General features: G+C 65.0%; 21 protein-coding genes and 1 riboswitch. Of the genes, 10 read left to right on the forward strand and 11 right to left on the reverse strand.

The features are described 5' to 3' along the window. Position 1: 1 nt before the first annotated feature. The gene (pdxH, locus tag J4G43_RS14470; RefSeq protein WP_208085194.1) at positions 2-643 is read right to left on the reverse strand and encodes a pyridoxamine 5'-phosphate oxidase; all 642 of its coding nucleotides are present in this window, start codon (positions 641-643) and stop codon (positions 2-4) included. A 113-nt stretch (positions 644-756) separates the two neighbouring features. On the opposite strand from pdxH, the gene J4G43_RS14475 reads away from it, so the two are divergent. Next, positions 757-1,164: an RT0821/Lpp0805 family surface protein gene (locus J4G43_RS14475; protein WP_028158074.1), complete on the forward strand. Its 408-nt coding sequence runs from the start codon at positions 757-759 to the stop codon at positions 1,162-1,164. A gap of 110 nt (positions 1,165-1,274) precedes the next feature. Continuing rightward, positions 1,275-2,237: a DnaJ C-terminal domain-containing protein gene (locus J4G43_RS14480; protein ID WP_208073498.1), complete on the forward strand. Its 963-nt coding sequence runs from the start codon at positions 1,275-1,277 to the stop codon at positions 2,235-2,237. Between the two features lie 442 nt (positions 2,238-2,679). On the opposite strand, the gene J4G43_RS14485 is transcribed toward J4G43_RS14480, so the two are convergent. Both J4G43_RS14485 and J4G43_RS14490 read right to left on the reverse strand, forming a co-directional pair. Continuing rightward, the gene (locus J4G43_RS14485) at positions 2,680-3,450 is read right to left on the reverse strand and encodes an anti-sigma factor family protein (protein WP_028148206.1); all 771 of its coding nucleotides are present in this window, start codon (positions 3,448-3,450) and stop codon (positions 2,680-2,682) included. A gap of 106 nt (positions 3,451-3,556) precedes the next feature. Further along, positions 3,557-4,045 (reverse strand): sigma-70 family RNA polymerase sigma factor, encoded by a 489-nt coding sequence (locus J4G43_RS14490; protein ID WP_014497222.1) that lies wholly within the window; start codon positions 4,043-4,045, stop codon positions 3,557-3,559. Positions 4,046-4,216: 171 nt separating this feature from the next. On the opposite strand from J4G43_RS14490, the gene fabI reads away from it, so the two are divergent. The 4 genes from fabI to J4G43_RS14510 all read left to right on the forward strand — a co-directional run bounded on the left by fabI (position 4,217) and on the right by J4G43_RS14510 (position 8,085). Next, positions 4,217-5,032, forward strand: coding sequence for an enoyl-ACP reductase FabI (gene fabI / locus J4G43_RS14495; RefSeq protein WP_166087769.1), 816 nt, complete (start codon positions 4,217-4,219; stop codon positions 5,030-5,032). Positions 5,033-5,046: 14 nt separating this feature from the next. Continuing rightward, positions 5,047-5,646 (forward strand): histidine phosphatase family protein, encoded by a 600-nt coding sequence (locus J4G43_RS14500; protein ID WP_028148204.1) that lies wholly within the window; start codon positions 5,047-5,049, stop codon positions 5,644-5,646. Between the two features lie 89 nt (positions 5,647-5,735). After that, entirely contained in the window at positions 5,736-6,824 is a 1,089-nt protein-coding gene (gene aroC, locus J4G43_RS14505; protein ID WP_208085195.1) for a chorismate synthase, read from the forward strand. Positions 6,825-6,894: 70 nt separating this feature from the next. Further along, positions 6,895-8,085: an adenylate/guanylate cyclase domain-containing protein gene (locus J4G43_RS14510; protein ID WP_208085196.1), complete on the forward strand. Its 1,191-nt coding sequence runs from the start codon at positions 6,895-6,897 to the stop codon at positions 8,083-8,085. A gap of 43 nt (positions 8,086-8,128) precedes the next feature. Here J4G43_RS14510 and clpS read toward each other — a convergent pair whose 3' ends face one another. The 5 genes from clpS to J4G43_RS14535 are packed head-to-tail and all read right to left on the reverse strand — an operon-like array spanning position 8,129 to position 10,911. After that, complete coding sequence (gene clpS, locus J4G43_RS14515; protein ID WP_014497217.1) at positions 8,129-8,434, reverse strand: ATP-dependent Clp protease adapter ClpS; 306 nt, start codon at positions 8,432-8,434, stop codon at positions 8,129-8,131. A 41-nt stretch (positions 8,435-8,475) separates the two neighbouring features. Further along, entirely contained in the window at positions 8,476-8,817 is a 342-nt protein-coding gene (locus J4G43_RS14520) for a DUF190 domain-containing protein (RefSeq protein ID WP_208085197.1), read from the reverse strand. 2 nt (positions 8,818-8,819) lie between these two features. Continuing rightward, a complete protein-coding gene (gene crcB / locus J4G43_RS14525) occupies positions 8,820-9,248 on the reverse strand; it encodes a fluoride efflux transporter CrcB (protein ID WP_208085198.1) in 429 nt (142 codons plus the stop codon). Between the two features lie 6 nt (positions 9,249-9,254). Beyond that, the gene (gene crcB / locus J4G43_RS14530) at positions 9,255-9,689 is read right to left on the reverse strand and encodes a fluoride efflux transporter CrcB (protein ID WP_208085199.1); all 435 of its coding nucleotides are present in this window, start codon (positions 9,687-9,689) and stop codon (positions 9,255-9,257) included. Next, entirely contained in the window at positions 9,664-10,911 is a 1,248-nt protein-coding gene (locus J4G43_RS14535) for an MFS transporter (RefSeq protein ID WP_210387331.1), read from the reverse strand. The genes crcB (J4G43_RS14530) and J4G43_RS14535 overlap by 26 nt, the downstream gene beginning before the upstream one ends. 52 nt (positions 10,912-10,963) lie before the next feature. Next, positions 10,964-11,041: riboswitch (Fluoride riboswitch) on the reverse strand. Positions 11,042-11,304: 263 nt separating this feature from the next. Between J4G43_RS14535 and J4G43_RS14540 the strand changes: the two genes are divergently transcribed. Together J4G43_RS14540 and J4G43_RS14545 are read left to right on the forward strand one after the other, a co-directional pair. Then, a complete protein-coding gene (locus tag J4G43_RS14540) occupies positions 11,305-12,168 on the forward strand; it encodes a DUF1194 domain-containing protein (RefSeq protein ID WP_208085200.1) in 864 nt (287 codons plus the stop codon). Positions 12,169-12,348: 180 nt separating this feature from the next. Then, a complete protein-coding gene (locus J4G43_RS14545) occupies positions 12,349-12,981 on the forward strand; it encodes a hypothetical protein (RefSeq protein WP_028148196.1) in 633 nt (210 codons plus the stop codon). Positions 12,982-13,013: 32 nt separating this feature from the next. Here the strand turns inward: J4G43_RS14545 and J4G43_RS14550 are convergent, their stop codons facing one another. Further along, a complete protein-coding gene (locus J4G43_RS14550) occupies positions 13,014-13,787 on the reverse strand; it encodes an enoyl-CoA hydratase/isomerase family protein (protein ID WP_225004889.1) in 774 nt (257 codons plus the stop codon). 211 nt (positions 13,788-13,998) lie between these two features. Here J4G43_RS14550 and J4G43_RS14555 point away from each other — a divergent pair, with 211 nt between their 5' ends. Next, a complete protein-coding gene (locus J4G43_RS14555) occupies positions 13,999-14,382 on the forward strand; it encodes a bleomycin resistance protein (RefSeq protein WP_208085202.1) in 384 nt (127 codons plus the stop codon). Positions 14,383-14,412: 30 nt separating this feature from the next. Here the strand turns inward: J4G43_RS14555 and J4G43_RS14560 are convergent, their stop codons facing one another. Continuing rightward, entirely contained in the window at positions 14,413-15,471 is a 1,059-nt protein-coding gene (locus J4G43_RS14560) for a class I SAM-dependent methyltransferase (protein WP_208085203.1), read from the reverse strand. Between the two features lie 254 nt (positions 15,472-15,725). Between J4G43_RS14560 and J4G43_RS14565 the strand changes: the two genes are divergently transcribed. Continuing rightward, positions 15,726-16,328, forward strand: coding sequence for a hypothetical protein (locus tag J4G43_RS14565; protein WP_208085204.1), 603 nt, complete (start codon positions 15,726-15,728; stop codon positions 16,326-16,328). A 48-nt stretch (positions 16,329-16,376) separates the two neighbouring features. Here J4G43_RS14565 and J4G43_RS14570 read toward each other — a convergent pair whose 3' ends face one another. Then, positions 16,377-17,288 carry a GntR family transcriptional regulator gene (locus tag J4G43_RS14570; protein WP_208085205.1) on the reverse strand — a complete coding sequence of 304 codons (912 nt, stop codon included), beginning with the start codon at positions 17,286-17,288 and terminating at the stop codon, positions 16,377-16,379. Between the last annotated feature and the right edge of the window lie 79 nt (positions 17,289-17,367).

Raw genomic sequence — 17,367 nt, forward strand, 5'->3', positions numbered from 1 at the left:
CTCAGGGATACATCCGCGTCTTGGACCATGGCTGGCCGGCCGCGTCACGGCGAAATTCGATACGGTCGTGCAGGCGGAACGGGCGGTCGTGCCAGAACTCGATACGCGAGGGCGTGATGCGCCAGCCGCTCCAGCCCGGCGGCCGCGGCACCTCGCCGATGATGTGCTTGGCCGCGACTTTGGCGATGGCTTGTTCGAAGGCGAAGCGGCTTTCCAGCGCCTCGGACTGCTTGCTCGCCCAGGCGCCGATCTGCGCCTGCTTGGGACGGGTGGCGAAGTAAGCGTCGGCCTCGGCGTCGGTCACCGGCGTCACGTTGCCGCGGATGCGGACCTGACGGCGCAGCGACTTCCAGTGAAAAAGTAACGCCGCCTTAGGATTTGCGGCGAGTTCGCGGCCCTTCTGGCTCGCGATGTGGCTGTAGAAGACGAAACCGTCGGCATCGAAGCCCTTCATCAGCACCATGCGCACGTCTGGCAGCCCGTCGGGGTCGACGGTTGCGAGCGCCATGGCGTTCGGATCGTTCGGCTCGCTCTTGATCGCCTCGTTCAGCCAGGCCTCGAACAGCGCAAATGGCTCGTCGGCTGTGGTGAAATCACCGGATGTTAAGGGTGTCTGGTGTTTCATCGAGGTCGTGTCGGTCATGTCCGGAGTCCGAATTGCGTCCCGCGGCCCAAAACGCGTTGTTGTCCGCTACCGCCCTATATAGGGCATGGGGACGCGTTGGCCTATCGGCGATCCGGCCGTCCGGCTTTGTCATGACTATGATTCTGATCGGGCTCGGCTCCGGCGGCTGCAGCTTTTCCCGCAACGACACCAGCGCCTACGCCAAGGCCGACGACAGCGACCTGACCGGCTCGATCGCGCGGCCGGCAAAGGACGCCCCGCCGACCGACACCGATCTTGCCTTCGCCCGTAACGCCGCCTCCGACGTCCTGAGCAAGGGCGACAAGGATTCCAGCCAGCACTGGGAGAATCCGGAAACCGGAGCGCGCGGCTCGGTGACGCCGATCGCGCAGTCCTATGCCGCCGAGGACGGCCGCAAGTGCCGGGACTTCCTGGCGAGCTACGTCAATGGCAGCACCGAAAGCTGGCTCCAGGGCGCCGGCTGCCAAAGCAGCCGTGGCCGTTGGGAGATTCATACGCTAAAGCCGTGGCGGAGCTAGGAATCGGCTCCGCGGCTAGTTGCAAAAATGCCACTCGCCTCCCACATGACCAGCAGATGGGGCGGGGAGCCCTTTGAACAATTCGATTTCTCTTGAAGGAGACGTGACGGATGCGCGACCCCTATGAGGTCTTGGGGGTGCCGCGGAGCGCCAACGCTGCCGCGATCAAGAGCGCCTATCGCAAGCTTGCCAAGAAGCACCATCCCGACAGCAACAAGGATGACCCCAAGGCCGCCGAGCGCTTCTCCGAGATCAATTCGGCGAACGAGATCATCGGCGACGAGGACAAGCGCAAGCAGTTCGACCGCGGCGAGATCGACGCCGACGGCAAGCCGCGCTTCCAGGGTTTTCCGGGCGGCGGCGGGCCACGCGGCCGTGCAGGTCCCGGCGGGTTCGAAAGCTATACGTTCCGCAGTGGCGGCGCGGGCCCTGGCCAGGGCGGCGGTGCATTCGAGGACATCCTCAACAGCATGTTCGGCGGGACGCGTGGTGCGCGGCCCGGGGCCGGCGGCGCCGGGCAGTTCGAATTCGACACCGGCGGGATCGGCCTCGATCTCGACGTCAATGTCGCGATGTCCGTCTCGCTGGAAGAATCGGTCAAGGGTGGCGAGAAGCGCGTCCGGCTGCCGACGGGCAAGGAGCTCAACGTCAAGATTCCGGCCGGCGTCACCGAGGGCCAGCAGATCCGGTTGCGGGGGCAGGGCGAGAGCGCTCAGGGCCATCCGCCGGGCGATCTCCTGATCACGATCAGCATCGCGCCGCACCCGTTTTTCAAGATCGAGGGTGCCGACCTCAGGATCGACCTGCCGGTCACGCTCTACGAGGCGGTGCTCGGCGGCAAGGTCCGCGTGCCGACCCTCGGCAATGCCGTGGAACTGTCGGTCCCGAAAAACACCTCCAGCGGCCGGACCTTCCGCCTCAAGGGCAAGGGATTGCCAAAAGCCGGCGGAACCGGGGATCTCTTCGTTACCATCAGGATTATGCTACCGGACGGGAACGACGCCGAGCTTGAGGCATTGATGGAGAAGTGGCGGGACCAACACCCCTACAATCCACGTAGCGGGCTTGGCTAAGGCATGATCCGGACCCGGGGGCCGCGTGAGCGCGAGGCGTTCATTTGGCGTTCAGCGGCTTTCCGAAAAGATCATGCGCAGAGAAAACTGCTGAAGCGTGAGCCATCGCGCTTTAGGGCGAAGTCGCAACTGAAGGGGGGTCTCCCAGAGGTCCAGAGCATCTCTCGACAGATGATGCTCGTCATATGCCTGAGGCGTGAGAGCGCCTCTCGGCCCATGTGGTTCGACGTGTCGGCTGTCCGGCGGGGCAGTCGATAATAGGTGCGGCCTCGAGAGGGGGACCAGCGCGGTACCAAAAACCCCAATCGAGGCCGCCCGCGTCGATCGGCGGATCGAACGCTACTCATTTTCTCGTGAGCATCCGGTGCGATAATGAGACGCACCCATGTCTTGATTCCAAATTTTCAATGTCGGAATCGAGGCACCGCCTTCAAGCGGTTGCTCAGGTACCGTTTTTCTCGGCTTGGTCGTAGACCGCCTGCGCGACCTTGGTCAGGCGATCGCGATCGCTGCCGCCGCTGACGACGTAGCCGACGCCGCGCTCGGCCCAGAACAGTGCGCCGTCCTTGTCGGCCTTGGCGTAGCGCATCTGAGTCGCGCCGGTCTCGGTCTTGGCGGTGTAGATCGTGTATCGCTCGCCCGAGGCGCCCTCATACATCAGGAACGACGCCGGACCGTTCGGCCCCGGCAAGAGCCGGCCGCCGACGAGCTTCAGCCCGCTCGCCTCCAGGTTCGGCGCGAACACGGTCCAGCCGCAGCGCCTGGTCAGCCAGGCCTGGAGATGATCGCGCTCGTTGCCGCCGACCTCGACCGGGTGGCGAACCTCGACGACATAGAGGCGGTGGGCGTCAAGCGCGTCCGCCGTAAAGCTCTGGAAGGTCGAGGGGGCGTTGGCCGCGCCATGCGCCACCCAACCGGCGGTGCCGCCGGCCACGAAGGCGACCAGCACAGCCGCCGCGGCGGCATAGAACCATTGCCGGGGACGGCGCTCCAGCCGCTCGAGCTCCAGCCGGGCCGGCACCGGCTCCTGGACGACAGAGTCGTAACGCGCGTGAAGCATCTCGGCCATGGCGCGCCAGGACTGCACGCGTCCGGCATCGTCAGGGTGTGCGGCAAGCCAGGCCTCGACGTCGGCGCGGCGCTCGGCCGGCAGCTCGCCGTCGACATAGGCGTGCAGCTCGTCTTCGGTAATGGGAATATTATGGTCGTTCATATCGATCGTCTCTGGCTCTGCGGCCCAAAATGTCTTTCGCGGTTCAATTGCGTTGCTTCCCGCTCCATGCAGGCCAAGCGACCTGCGCGATGTATCAACACTGCCATCACTTCACCCGCTTGAGCGCCGGGCGCTCACCTTCCAGCGAGGCTTTGACGTGGGCTCTCGCCCGCGCCAGGCGCGACATCACAGTGCCGATCGGCACACCCTGGATGTCGGCGACCTCGCGGTAGCTCATGCCCTCCAGCATCACCAGCAGAAGGACCGAGCGCTGCTCCTCGACCAGCGTCGCCAGCGCCTTCTCGATGTCGCGCCCTTCGGCCTCGGTCCCGCTGGCATCCGGATTGTTCTCCGTCAGCTGCGTGAATTGCGGGCGTCTTGCCAACGAGCGCCGCCGGTTCTTGTTGAGATTGGTCAAGATCGTATAGAGCCAGCTCCTGACATCGCCTCCGAGGAACAGGCGCTCCGAACGCAGCGCCCGCACCAGCGTATCCTGCACCAGGTCGTCGGCCGCATCCGCATCGCGCGTGAGCGCGCGGGCGTAGCGGCGCAACGCCGGGATCATGGCTTCCACACTCTGGCGAAACGCACTCATGCCGTCTTGACGTCCTGGTGTTCGGCGCGAGCGCCTCAATCATCATAACACCCGAACGGAACGGCTATTCCGGCGCTTGAAACAGCGTTAACGCCGCGTATTAGGACTGTACCGCGAAGGAGGGCTGGTGTACCTCCAGACCTCAACGAGAGCTCGACGGGACGTTAGCAAATGGCGCAGAATTCAGGTCTGATGCAGGGCAAGCGCGGGGTGATCCTCGGCCTTGCCAACAACCGCTCGATCGCCTGGGGCATCGCCAAGGCATGCCACGCAGCCGGCGCCGAGCTCGCCTTCACCTATCAGGGCGATGCGCTCAAGAAGCGCGTCGAGCCGCTCGCCGCCGAGATCGGCGGTCTCGTGCTCGGCCATTGCGACGTCACCGATGCCGCGACCATCGACGCCGCCTTCGCAGTGCTGAAGGAGAAGTGGGGCAAGATCGACTTCCTGGTGCATGCGATCGCCTACGGCGAGCAGCTCGACGGCCGCTACGTCGACACCACGCCGGAGAATTTCTCCAAGTCGATGCTGATCTCCTGCTACTCGTTCACGGCCGTAGCTCAGCGCGCCGAGAAGCTGATGACCGACGGCGGCTCGCTCATCACGCTCAGCTATTACGGCGCCGAGAAGTGGATGCCGCACTACAACGTGATGGGCGTGGCGAAGGCTGCGCTGGAGGCCAGCGTCCGCTATCTCGCGGCCGATCTCGGCGAGAAGAACATCCGCGTCAACGCGATCTCCGCCGGCCCGATCAAGACGCTCGCGGCGTCCGGCATCGGCGACTTCCGCTATATCCTGAAGTGGAACGAGAACAACGCGCCGATGCGGCGCAACGTCTCGATCGAAGACGTCGGCGGCAGCGCGCTGTATTTCCTCTCCGATCTCGCGCGCGGCGTCACCGGCGAGGTGCATCACGTCGATTCCGGCTATCACGTGCTCGGCATGAAGCGCCCGGACGCGCCGGACATCTCGTTCGGCGGCAAGGACTAGCTTATAAATCTGGAATGCCGGTGCCCACGATCTATTATCTTCGCCACGGTGAGACCGAGTGGAATGCGCTCGGGAGGCTTCAGGGCACCAAGGACGTTCCGCTGAACGCGCGTGGACGCGGTCAGGCCGTGCAGGCCGGCGGCGTGCTGGCGGATCTCTTCAAGCGCGACGGCAAGGACAAGGCGGCGCTACCCTACGTGTCGAGCCCGCTCGGGCGTGCACGCCAGACCATGGAACTCGCGCGCGGCAAGCTCGAGCTGCCGCAGGCCGACTATGCGCTCGACGATCGCCTGCGCGAGATCGGCTACGGCAGCTGGGAAGGGCTGACGCTGGCCGAGAGCGAGGCGGCCGATCCGGACGTCTACGCCCGGCGCCTCGCCGACAAATGGACGGTCGGCCCCGCGGACGGGGAGACCTACGCCGATGTGCAGGTCCGCGTGCGGGCCTGGTACGACGAGCTCCGGACCGATACCGTTGCGGTCGCCCATGGCGGGACTTGCCGGGCCCTGATGGTTTCGCTCGGCCTCGAGACGCCGGCGAGCGCCGCCGAGCTCTATATCGAGCAGGGCGCCGTCTACGTGTTTCGGGACGGGCGGCTGGAGAAGTTTAGTTAGGCCGGTTCGCCGTCATCCACGGTGGCTATGGGTTTGACCCCCGGCCCCCCGCGCGTTACCACACGCCGGACCCGACCCAGCGAGCAGCGATGTCCTTCAACACTTTCGGCCACATGTTCCGCGTCACCACCTTCGGCGAGAGCCATGGGGTAGCGATCGGTTGCGTGGTCGACGGCTGTCCGCCCATGATCCCGCTCACCGAGGCCGATGTCCAGCAGGATCTCGACCGCCGCCGGCCCGGCCAATCGCGCTTCACCACCCAGCGCCAGGAGCCGGACCAGGTCAAAATCCTGTCCGGCGTGATGGCGCATCCGGAGACCGGCGTGCAGGTGACGACGGGCACCCCGATCGGCCTGCTGATCGAGAACACCGACCAGCGCTCGAAGGACTATTCCGAGATCAAGGACAAGTTTCGTCCCGGTCATGCCGACTTCACCTATGAGGCCAAATACGGCCTGCGCGACTATCGCGGCGGCGGCCGATCCTCGGCGCGCGAGACCGCGATGCGCGTCGCCGCCGGCGCGATCGCGCGAAAAGTGCTGCCCGACGTCAAGGTCCGCGGCGCGCTGGTACAAATCGGCCCGCACAAGATCGACCGCGACAAATGGGACTGGGACGAGATCGCCAAAAATCCGTTCTTCTGTCCGGACAAGGACAAGGCCGCGTTCTTCGAGACCTATCTCGACGGCATCCGCAAGAGCGGCTCGTCGATCGGCGCGGTGATCGAGGTCGTCGCCGAAGGCGTGCCGGCAGGCCTCGGCGCGCCGATCTACGCAAAACTCGATTCTGATCTCGCGGGTGCGATGATGACCATCAACGCCGTGAAGGGCGTCGAGATTGGCGCCGGCTTTGGCGCGGCCGAGCTCACCGGCGAAGAGAACGCCGACGAGATGCGCACGGGCAATGACGGCACGCGCTTCCTCTCCAACCATGCCGGCGGCGTTCTGGGCGGCATCTCCACCGGACAGCCGGTGGTGGTGCGTTTCGCGGTGAAGCCGACCTCGTCGATCCTCCAGCCGCGTTTGACGGTCGATCGCGCTGGGGCCGACACTGAGATCATGACCAAGGGCCGCCACGACCCCTGTGTCGGCATCCGCGCAGTGCCCGTCGGCGAGGCCATGATGGCCTGCGTGCTGGCCGATCATTTCATTCGGGATCGCGGGCAGGTTGGACGCTAGAGCACTCGTGTCGCGGTACTAGCCCACCGCGCAGCTTGACGTCCCCACAACTTCGTCCGCAAATGCGGACATGCAAAACTCCGAGATCCAGCGCATCACCAACTGGCTGATCGACGGTGCGAGGTCGTCCGGGACCCCTTCCGAGATGATCGCCGAGGTCTGCGAGCATCTGGTCGCGGCCGGCTTGCCGCTGTCGCGGTTCGGTATCTTCATCCGAACGCTGCATCCGGAAATCTTCGGCCGCAATTTCATTTGGCGGGAAGGTCAGAAGGTCGAGATCGGCACTGTCGATTTCGAGATTCTGGACACGCCCGAATTCGCCCGGAGCCCGCTCCGGATCGTGTTCGAGGAGGGGTTGGAGGTCCGGGGACGGATGGACGATCCGGACAGCAAGCGGTTTCCGTTCCTAGACGACATGCGCGCCGAAGGCGTGACCGACTACCTCGCGATGCCGATGCACTATCTCGACGGCTCGATCCACGCGACGAGCTGGGTCACGCGGCATCCCGGCGGCTTCAGCGACGACGATATCGCGGCAATCCGCTCCATCGTGACACCGCTCGCGCGCGTCAGCGAGATCATCAGTCTGCGCCGCACCGCCGAGATGCTGCTCGACACCTATGTCGGCAACCGTGCCGGCGCGCGTATCCTCGGCGGCCAGATCCGCCGCGGCCACAACGACACCATGCAGGCCGCGATCTGGCTCTCGGATCTGCGCGGCTTCACCGCACTTTCGGACCGGCTGCCGGCCGAGACCGTGGTCGAGATCCTCAACCACTATTTCGACTGCCAGGTCACCGCGATCCGGGGCCATGGCGGCGAGGTCCTGAAATTCATGGGCGACGGCCTGCTCGCGGTGTTCCCGATCGACGAATATATCGGCGATGCCGCGCATGTCTGCGCGCGCGTGCTGGAGGCCGCGCGCGAATCCCGCGCCAGCGTCGAGGCACTCGCCTTTCCGGTCGGCGATGTCGTCGAGCGCTTCCGCTTCGGCGTCGCGCTGCACGTCGGCAACATCCTCTACGGCAATATCGGCGGCGGCAACCGGCTCGACTTCACCTGCATCGGCCCCGCCGTCAATCTCGCGGCGCGACTGGAGAAGATCACGGGCCGGCTGGGGCGGACTGTCGTGGTCTCGGAAGTCTTCGCGAACGCCTGCCGCCATGACTGGCGCGAGCTCGGCGAATTTCCGATCGCAGGGTTTTCGAAGGCGCAACGCGTGTATGGGCTGGCGGAGGAGACGCCGGTGGTGATGGCCTGAATCGCGATGAGGTCAAGATCATTCATTGTCGCAAGATGAAGCCCTATTCCTCGGGCTCCGTCGTGAACAGCAGCGGATAGCCCTTGGCGCGGCCGGCGTCGGTGGCCCGGGTGGCCTTGGTTTCGGCGACGTCCCTGGTGAACACGGCGACCACGCAGGCGCCCAGCTTGTGCGCGGTGATCATGACCTTGTAGGCCTGATCCTCGGTCATGCGGAACTCGGCCTTGAGGATCATCGTGACGAATTCGCGTGGCGTGAAGTCGTCGTTGATCAGGATGACCTTGTGCAGCTTAGGCCGCTCGACCTTGGTCTTCGTCCTGGTTTTCGGCTTGGTAACGGTGTCGTTCATTCCGCCTCCCGGAAACGGCGGGCTTGGTTCAGCCGCGGTGCTCAGTGTGCGGCCCTCGCACCATATTGCAGGACCTGCACCTTCTCCAAGGTGATCAGGCCGCTCGACATCATGCCATCCAGGATGGGCAGGAATGCGTTGATGCTGTCCTCGCTGTCGACGATCTCGATCAGCAGCGGCAGGTCTTCCGACAGCCGTAGGATCTTCGAGGTGTGTAGCCGGCTCGACTTGCCGAACCCCATCGGGCCGCGCAGCACGGTGGCGCCCGCGAGATGCCGCTCGCGCGCCGTCATCACGATCGCTTCGTAAAGCGGCTTGCCGCCGAAATGGTCGCTCTCGCCGATGAAGATCCGGAGCGAAACAGCCTGATTAGGGATTTGCATGGTCAGCTCCTCGTCAAGCGGTTGTAGCGGCTTGCCATCATATGACCGAGCCACACGGACACCAGCCAGCAGATGACGGATGCCGCGACATAGGCGAGTGCCGTGTATTTCATGCCGCCGTGGAACAGGCGGAAGGTCTCCAGGCTGAAGGCCGAGAAGGTGGTGTATCCGCCGCAAAACCCGGTCATGACGAATTGCCGGTGCTCGGGCCGCGCCAGCATGCGGCCGTCGGGGCCGGTCAGCGTTGCGTAGAAGCCGATGATGAGCGATCCCGTGGCATTGATGAACAGCGTCGCGACGGGGAAGCCCGGGCCGGTGTCGAGCACGAGGGAGACGAAGTAGCGCGCGAGGCCGCCAAGGACGCTGCCGAAGGAAACCCAGGCATAGAGCATCGCGCTGCGCCAGCGGTCGGTGGAGGAGGGAACGGCCATCCGCTTCTAGCCTCCAAGACCGTCAGCGAGGACAAAGCCGAAACTGACGGCGGCAAGGCAAAGCCCGACCGAGAACACGACGTTGCCGAGCGCATGCATCGGCTCGCCGTTGCGCGCGAGCGTCAGCGTTTGCAGGCTGAACGAGGACACCGTGGTGTAGCAGCCGAGGAACCCGGTCACCGCGAACAGCCAGGGATTGGGGGAGGCGAAGATCGAGCCGGGATGGGTTGCCAGCGCGCCGAAAATGCCGATCAGGAAGGCGCCGGTGATGTTGATGGTCATGGTGCCCCAGGGAAAGGTCTCTCCCAGCCGCCGCGCGATCGCGCCCGAGACGAAATAGCGCGCGCAGCCGCCGAGAACGCTGCCGACCACGATTGCGATCACTCCGCTCAACACGACGAACGCCCCTCCATCATCATTTGTCCTCCGCTGCCAGACCATTGCCGACGGCGAGCAGCCCTACGAGCGCGACCAGCGCGAAGCCGAGCCCGGCCAAAAACGTGCCCGCCGGACCGTAGGCATCCCACAGCGCGCCGGCGATCACGCTTGCGGCCAGCAAGGCCAGTCCCGTGAACAGGTTGAAATAGCCGAAGGCGGTGCCGCGCAGGCTCGGCGGCGCGGCGTCGGCGACGAGGGCCGACAGCAGGCCTTGGGTCAATCCCATATGCAGCCCCCACAGCACGACGCCGAGCGCGAGGCCCGCGAGGTTCGGCAGCAGCGCGAGCGCTAGATCGGCGGCCGCGAGGAAGACGAGGCCGAGCGCGAGCAGGCCGGTCCGGTTGATCCGGTCCGACAGCACGCCGGCCGGATAGGCCGACAGGGCATAGACCACGTTCATCAGCACCAGCACCGCCGGCACCCACATCGCCGAGAGACCGATGTTCTGCGCGCGCAGGATCAAAAAGGCCTCGCTGAAGCGCGCGAGCGTGAACACCACGCCGACCGCGACGACGCGCCAGTACACGGATCCGAGTTGCCGCATGGCGGAGGTGTTCAGCGGATCCTTCGTAGCCTCCCGGCTTGGGTCCGGCTCCGGCTCGCTCACCGCGAATGCGATCAGGCCGAAAGACAGGAAGGCCGGCAGCACCGCCACCCAGAAGACAAGGGCAAAATTATCTGCCGTCCACCACATCAGGCCGATCGCCACGAGCGGTCCGACGAATGCGCCGATGGTGTCGAGCGACTGCCGCAGGCCGAAGCTCGCGCCGCGCAGACCCGCAGGTGCGATATCGGCGATCAGCGCATCGCGCGGTGCGCCGCGAATACCCTTGCCGACGCGGTCGATGAAGCGCGCGGCAATCAGCCAGCCGACGCTGGGCGCAAGCGGGAACAGCGGTTTTGTCAGCGCGGCCAGCCCGTAGCCGAGCGCTGCGAGGAGCTTGCGCCGGCCGAGCCAGTCGGACAATGCGCCGGAGAAGATCTTCGTGATCGAGGCGGTCGCTTCGGCAATGCCCTCGATGAAGCCGACCGTCAGCGTGGAGGCCCCGAGCACGGTGACGAGATAGACCGGCAGCAGCGCGTGGATCATCTCGGAGGAGACGTCCATCAGCATCGAGACGAAGCCGAGCACCCAGATCCCCCTGGGCAGCCCCGCACGCGCAGCATTCGGTGTCGTCGTCGTCACGCCCTGACCTTCGCCTTCAGGCAACAAAAAACCCGCCATCGGCGGGTTTGTCCATGCTCCCGCCAAAGGCCGAGGCTTTGAGATTGCCCCTCCTTGAGCAGGAGTCATCAGCCCACTACGGTCACAGGCCGACGGGCGGTTGTCGGGGGACTCCATCCCCATCTGTATGGTCAGCCTAGCATGGAAATCGCACCGGACAAGTGCGCGGGGAAGGTCTGTCCTCGGCTCGATGCTGCGGGACGCTCCGGAATGATGGCGTGAGCGATCGCGCATGTCCCCGTGGCGCAAGCGCGGCAACACGGCGGCAGCTTTGCGTGACGTGCGCATTCCCAACTCGCGAATTCCTAACCGGAATGTGAAGCGCAAGCGATCTTCGGACTTTGCGGCAAGGCGATTGCATGTCACCATCGCGTCATACGACGGGAGACTGCGATGCGCATGCTGTTCTCGATCGGGGCTGTGCTGGTGGCCGGCGTGCTCGCCGGAGGGGACGTCGCGGGCATCGCGGCACCAGGGCCCAAATTTGAACCGAGCAAGAGTTCGCCACAACGGCTAGCGGCCGATCGGGACGCGCAGACGGTCGATGTCGAGCTGGTCCTCGCGGTCGACGTGTCCTACTCCATGGACATGGACGAACTCGCAATCCAGCGCGAAGGCTATGCGCAGGCGATCCAGTCGAAGGAATTCCTCCAGGCGCTGAAGCTCGGGCCGAATGGCCGGATCGCGGTGACTTACTTCGAATGGGCCGCGTCCAGCGATCAGAAGATCATCATCCCGTGGCGGCTGGTCGACGGACCGGAGACGGCCGACGCGGTCGCCGCCGAAATCTTGAAGACGCCGATCCGGCGCGCCTCGCGCACCTCGATCTCCGGGGCGATCGCGTTCGCAATGCCGTTGTTCGACGAGGATCCCTATCGCGGCTTGCGCCGCGTGATCGATATTTCCGGTGACGGCCCCAACAACAATGGCGGCCCGGTGACGGCGGCGCGCGACGCTGCGCTCGAGAAGGGCATCGTCATCAACGGCCTGCCGATCATGGTCAAGGAGCCGTCCTATTCGACCATGGATATCGACAATCTCGACTACTACTACGAGGACTGCGTCATCGGCGGTCCCGGCTCCTTCGTCATCACGATCAAGGATCGCGACAAGTTTAAGGAAGCGATCCGCACCAAGCTCCTGATGGAGGTCGCGGGCCGCATGCCGGAGCGCCCCGTGAGGCGCGTTGCCGACAAGGAGCCGCGGGTCAGCTGCTTGATCGGTGAGAAGATCTGGTCGGACCGCTGGGGGCGCTGATCCGCACCACCCCGAATGAGACCTTTTGCCCTGTCCCGCCCGCGGTCGAATTTAACCACGCGTTAACTGCTGCGTGGCCCTAATCGGCCTGCTTCCCGTTGTTTCCGGATAAAGTTCTGACTTCGCCGTCCGGCGCGCGAACAGAAGCGGGTCTGTCAGACAAATCCGCCGAGCAATCCAATGGCCATCGTCACATCGAGCACCAGCCAGATTTCGCCCGCCAACGAGCGGGTGTATCACCAGAGCAGTCTGGTGGGCGACTGGAAGGGCAATTGGGCAGGCAACAACCAGGCCGTCGGCTTCAAGGTCGTGAACATCCGCGGGGCCAGGGCCCAGATCGAGTACACCCATAACGGGTACACCGAGCGCGGTATCGGCGAGGTCAATGGTGCAACCATAAGCTACGGCAACGTCACGGTCGGCACCAAGGATGGCAAGAACCTGGTGCTCCTGTTCTCCTCGGGCGTTGGCAAGCAGAGCGCGACTTTGCAGAAACAGGCGGCGCCGGGTTCCGACAGCATCCTCATGGGAAGCTGGGGCGGCTATTCTGCCGACATCGGCAAGAGCGCGAGCTTTCGCGTGCTGGCCATTAACGGCAAGGAGGCGACGGTCAGCGTCACCACCGACGGTATCACCCGCCAGGGCACCGGCTACGTCTACAGGAACGTCATCATGTTCGGGCAGTCGCAGATCTCGACCGACGATGGACAAAGCGGCAAGATCATCTACCAGGTCGGCTCCAAATCCTTCACTGTGCCGGTGACGAAATATCCGCCTGCGGATTCGTCATCCTCGGTGGACAAGACGGCCTGAACCTCAGCCGCCCCGGGCGGCCTGCGGCCCCCTCACCATTTCGGCGCCCGCTTCTCCACGAACGCCCTCAAACCCTCCTGCGCTTCGTCCGACGTCGCGACATTGCAGAAATCGTCCACTGCACTTGCGATGCTGCGCCGGTAATCGAGATCGATCTGGCGCATGAAGGCGGCGCGGCCCATCCGCAGCACGGCGGCCGACTTGCCGGCGAATTGCGCAGCGAGCTTCAGCACCTCGGCCTCGAGCCCGGCATCGTCGACGACGCGGTTCACCACGCCGAGTTCGCGCGCCTCCACGGCGGTGAAGACGCGGCCGGTGAACAGCAGCTCGAAAGCGCGATGACGTCCGACGATGCGCGGCAGATGCGCGTAGTGGATCGCGGGAATGACGCCGACGTCGATCTCAGGATAGCCGAACGTCGCGCTCTCGGCTGCCAGCACCACGTCGCAGGACACCGCCATGGTCATGCCGCCGCCGCGCGCTGCTCCTCCGACCGCGGCGATCGACGGCTTTCCGAGCCCATACTGGGCGTCGTAAAGGTCGATATAGAGCGCCTGGAGGAATTCGCGGATCTCGGCGCCGGATTTGCCCAGCAGGATGTCGAGGTCGAGGCCGGCCGAAAAGCGCTTGGCGATCGCGCTCGCCAGCACGACAACGCGCGCTTCCGGATCGTTCGCCGCGCGACGCAGGGCCGCGACCACCGCACGGATGACCTCGAGGCTCAGTGCATTGACGGGCGGGCGGCGCAGCGTGATGCGGGCGATGTTGTCGACGCGTTCGTAAGCGACGGGATTGTCAGATGTCACCGGGTTCCCCATGCTTTCGGGAAACGTGCGGCATCGATCGCGGTGGTGGCGCGGTTATTTCGCGGCGAGCGGCGGCAGCAGCGGCGGGATGCTGTCGTTCGGCGCTTCCGCCTTGTTCGGCGACAGCTTATGGTGCGGCTTGGGCCGTGCAAGACCTCCAGCGCGCATGCTAGGCTGCGTGCAGGAGATTGCTTGCCGGATGGAGGGACCAATGACCGACGAACACCCGATGATGGCCGGCTCCGCCACCGTCTTCGTCGTGTCCGGCATCACAGCTAGCCTCGCCTATTACCGCGATGTGCTCGGCTTCGAGGTCACCTTCGAATACGGTCAGCCTCCGTCCTACGCCTGCCTCTGCCGCGACGAGGTCGGCCTGCATCTGCTTGCGGCGGCGGTAACGAAGCGGTTGCCCGGGCACGGCGGCATCTGCATCTTCGTCAGGGACGTCGATCAGATCTACGCCGAACTATCGGGACGCGGTGCCAGGCTGCTCAACCGGCCGGAGGACCGCGACTATCGTATGCGCGATTTCGACGTCGTCGATGCCGACGGCAATCAGCTCACGTTCGGTATGGGAGCGGACGACGCGGCCTGACATCGCCGGCCGCGCGCGTCCGCCGTTGGATCAGATCCGGGCCTCCAGGATCAGGTTGAAGGGTGTTTCGGCGGCGCGGCGGAAGCGCGACAGGCCGCCTTCGCTGGCGACCTTGCGCAGCCTTGCCTCGCCGGCTTGAGCGCCGAGCGCGAGGCCGACCTCCTGATCGAGCGAGGCCGGCGTGCAGATCATGGTCGATGCCGCGTAATAGACCCGCCCGACAGGATTGAGATTGTCTTCGAGGCGGTCGCCTGCGAACGGCTCGACCAGCATGCAGGTGCCGTCCTTGGCCATGGTCTCGCGCACGTGGCTGATGGCGCCGACGGGATCGCCCATGTCGTGCAGGCAATCGAAGAAGCAGACGAGATCGTAGCCCTCGGCCGGATAGGTCTTCGCCGAGTGAACCGCGAAGCTGACACGATCGCCCAGCTTTGCCTCAGTGGCCGCCTTTCGTGCGGCCGCGATCGAGCCCTCGTGATAGTCGAAGCCGTAGAAGCGGGAGTTCGGGAAGGCCTCCGCCATCAGCCGGGTCGAGACGCCGTGCCCGCAGCCGACGTCGGCGACCTTGGCGCCGCGCTTCAGCTTGTCCACGACGCCTTCGAGCGCGGGCAGCCACTCCTGCACCAGATGATGCATGTAGCCGGTGCGGAAGAACCGGGCGGTGCCGCAGAACAGGCACTCGCTGCGACGATTCCAGCCGACGCCCTTGCCGGTCTTGAATGCGTCCGTAATTTTCGGCTCGTCGAGGAACGCCGCGGCAATGACATTGCCGACCGCGCCGAGGAAGACCGGGCTGTCATCATCGGCAAGCGCCATCGCCTGCTCCGGCAGCATCGAGAACTTGCCGGAAGTGGAATCGTATTCGACGTAACCAGAAGCCGCCTGGCTCGCCAGCCACTCGCGGACGTAGCGTTCGTTCGTTCCGGTGGCGCTTGCGAGTTCGGCAGAGTTCACGGGTCCCTTGGCGGCGAGGGCGCGGTAGAGGCCGAGCTTGTCGCCCAGCAGGACCAGCGATGCGTTCATCGCGGCACCGACCTCGGTGATCATCTTGCCCATAAAGGCATTCAACCTGTCGGAATCGACCTCCATGACAGCCTCCATGTTGTGTCTGGCATTTTCAAAGGTCTGCGCAATTGCGTCTTGCCGGACTGCCCCGGCCGATCAGGATCGAAGCGACGGCTCGCATTCGCGCGTCCTCTATGTGGGTCAATCCGTCGCGCAGGAGGTTCAACACGTCAGGATAACGTAATTTTGGAACTCGATGGCGCGACTACCGGCATCGCGTCACTGGTATTCGCGTGGTCCCCGGCATATAATTTCCGCTCTTTTTGACGGTTACCTGAATGTCCAGCCTTGCACGTTCCTGCGGTCTCGCAACTCTCTTCGTGGTGCTCTGCCTCGGCGGAGCGCCGGCTCATGCGCAAGTCGCGCCCTTGCAATATTGGATCCCGGGCGGGCCTTTCGGCTTTGGCGGCAGCGCCGGCCAGGGCTCCGATGGCTACGGCAATTTTCCGAGCTTCAAGGGTGGCGATGCCAACGCAGGCTATGATTTTCGTCCCGGTTTCTTCGTCGGAAGCGAACGCGGCAAGCTAGGCCTGGGCGGCCTCAGCCAGCCTGCGCCGGCCGGCAATTTCAGCGCGCTCTCCTACGATGGCACGCAGTTCGGTTACAACTACAAGACCGCAGGCGGCATGCCCGTCACGTTCTTTGCCGGGTTCGACACGCTGAAATACAATGGCGGCATCGGCAGCTCGCTCGCCCCGCTCACCTCCAGCGCCTCGCCCGGCTACGGCGCGTTCGCGGGTGTCGAGTTCAAGCCGACCTCCAACCTCAGCCTGTCGTTCGGCGCCGGTTTCACCCAGCAGCAATCGGGACGCATGGACAGCGACATCAATTCGTCGATGCTGCCCGGCGAGTCGCCGGCGTTGGGTGGCTTGCGTCGTTGAGCGGTCACGCGTCCGTTTCGCCGCCCGCTTGAGCGCGGCAGCGTCGGCCTACGACAAGCCCGCCACCAGCGGGCGTTGCAGGTGCTTCGCCATCAGCTCCGCCGCTTCGGCGTAGCGCCGCGTTTCCAGAACCTCGAGCAGGCGCAAATGCTCGCGCACGTGCCGCCGCATACCGTCGCGGTCGGCGAAGCTGCGATAGGCGAACAGGCGTCTGATCGAATTCACGCGCCGGAGCGATTCAAGAAAGAAGGGATTGCCGGCGCCGCGAATGATCTCCTCATGGAATTCGCAACCGGAAAGAAAGACCTCGCCGATCGTCATCTTCTCGAGCTCGCCCTCGAATACGCGCAGCTGGCGCTCGCGTAGGCGTGCAATCACCTCCTGCGGCAGCGCAAAGCCGGGCTGCGCGATTGCCGCAGGTTCGATCACCGCGCGAAACGCCATGGCCTTGGCGTGAGCTTCGGGGTTCGAGACAGTCTCCGCGAAGCGCCAGCCATAACCCGGCAGGCGCGCAATCCAGCCCTCGGCAGCGATCCGGTCAAGCAGCCGCTGCAGCTCGGCCCGGCTGAGGCCATAGCGGCGCATCAGCTCCGCCTCGGTGACGTCAGCCGGCAGCCGGCTTGCGAGCACGTCGCCTGCGATGGACGTATAAACCTGCTCGCTGCGCCTGACCGCCGCGAGGGCCGGCTGGGCTGCGCCGCTGGTCGGATGCTTGGCCAGCACGAACCCGCGATGCGGCTCGCCGCGTGCGAGCCCTGCCGCTTCCAGAGCCTTGAGGCCGAGCCGGATCGGCGCGCGGGAAAGATCGAGCGCGTCGGCAAGCCGTTGTTCGATCAAGCGATCGCCAGCCTTCATGCCTTCGCGTCGGGCGAGCGCCATGATCAGCCCGGCGAGGTGCTCGGCGCGCTCGGAACCGCCTTTGCTTGAAGCGGGCGGTCGGGAATTGTCGGAGCCGGTCATTGCAGTGCACGCAGATTTTGAGCTTGACAGACTGTCCCACGGATTGTTCTTTTACGCAATAATATACAATCGAACCAGG

This window comes from Bradyrhizobium barranii subsp. barranii (assembly GCF_017565645.3).
GTDB classification, from domain to species: domain Bacteria; phylum Pseudomonadota; class Alphaproteobacteria; order Rhizobiales; family Xanthobacteraceae; genus Bradyrhizobium; species Bradyrhizobium barranii.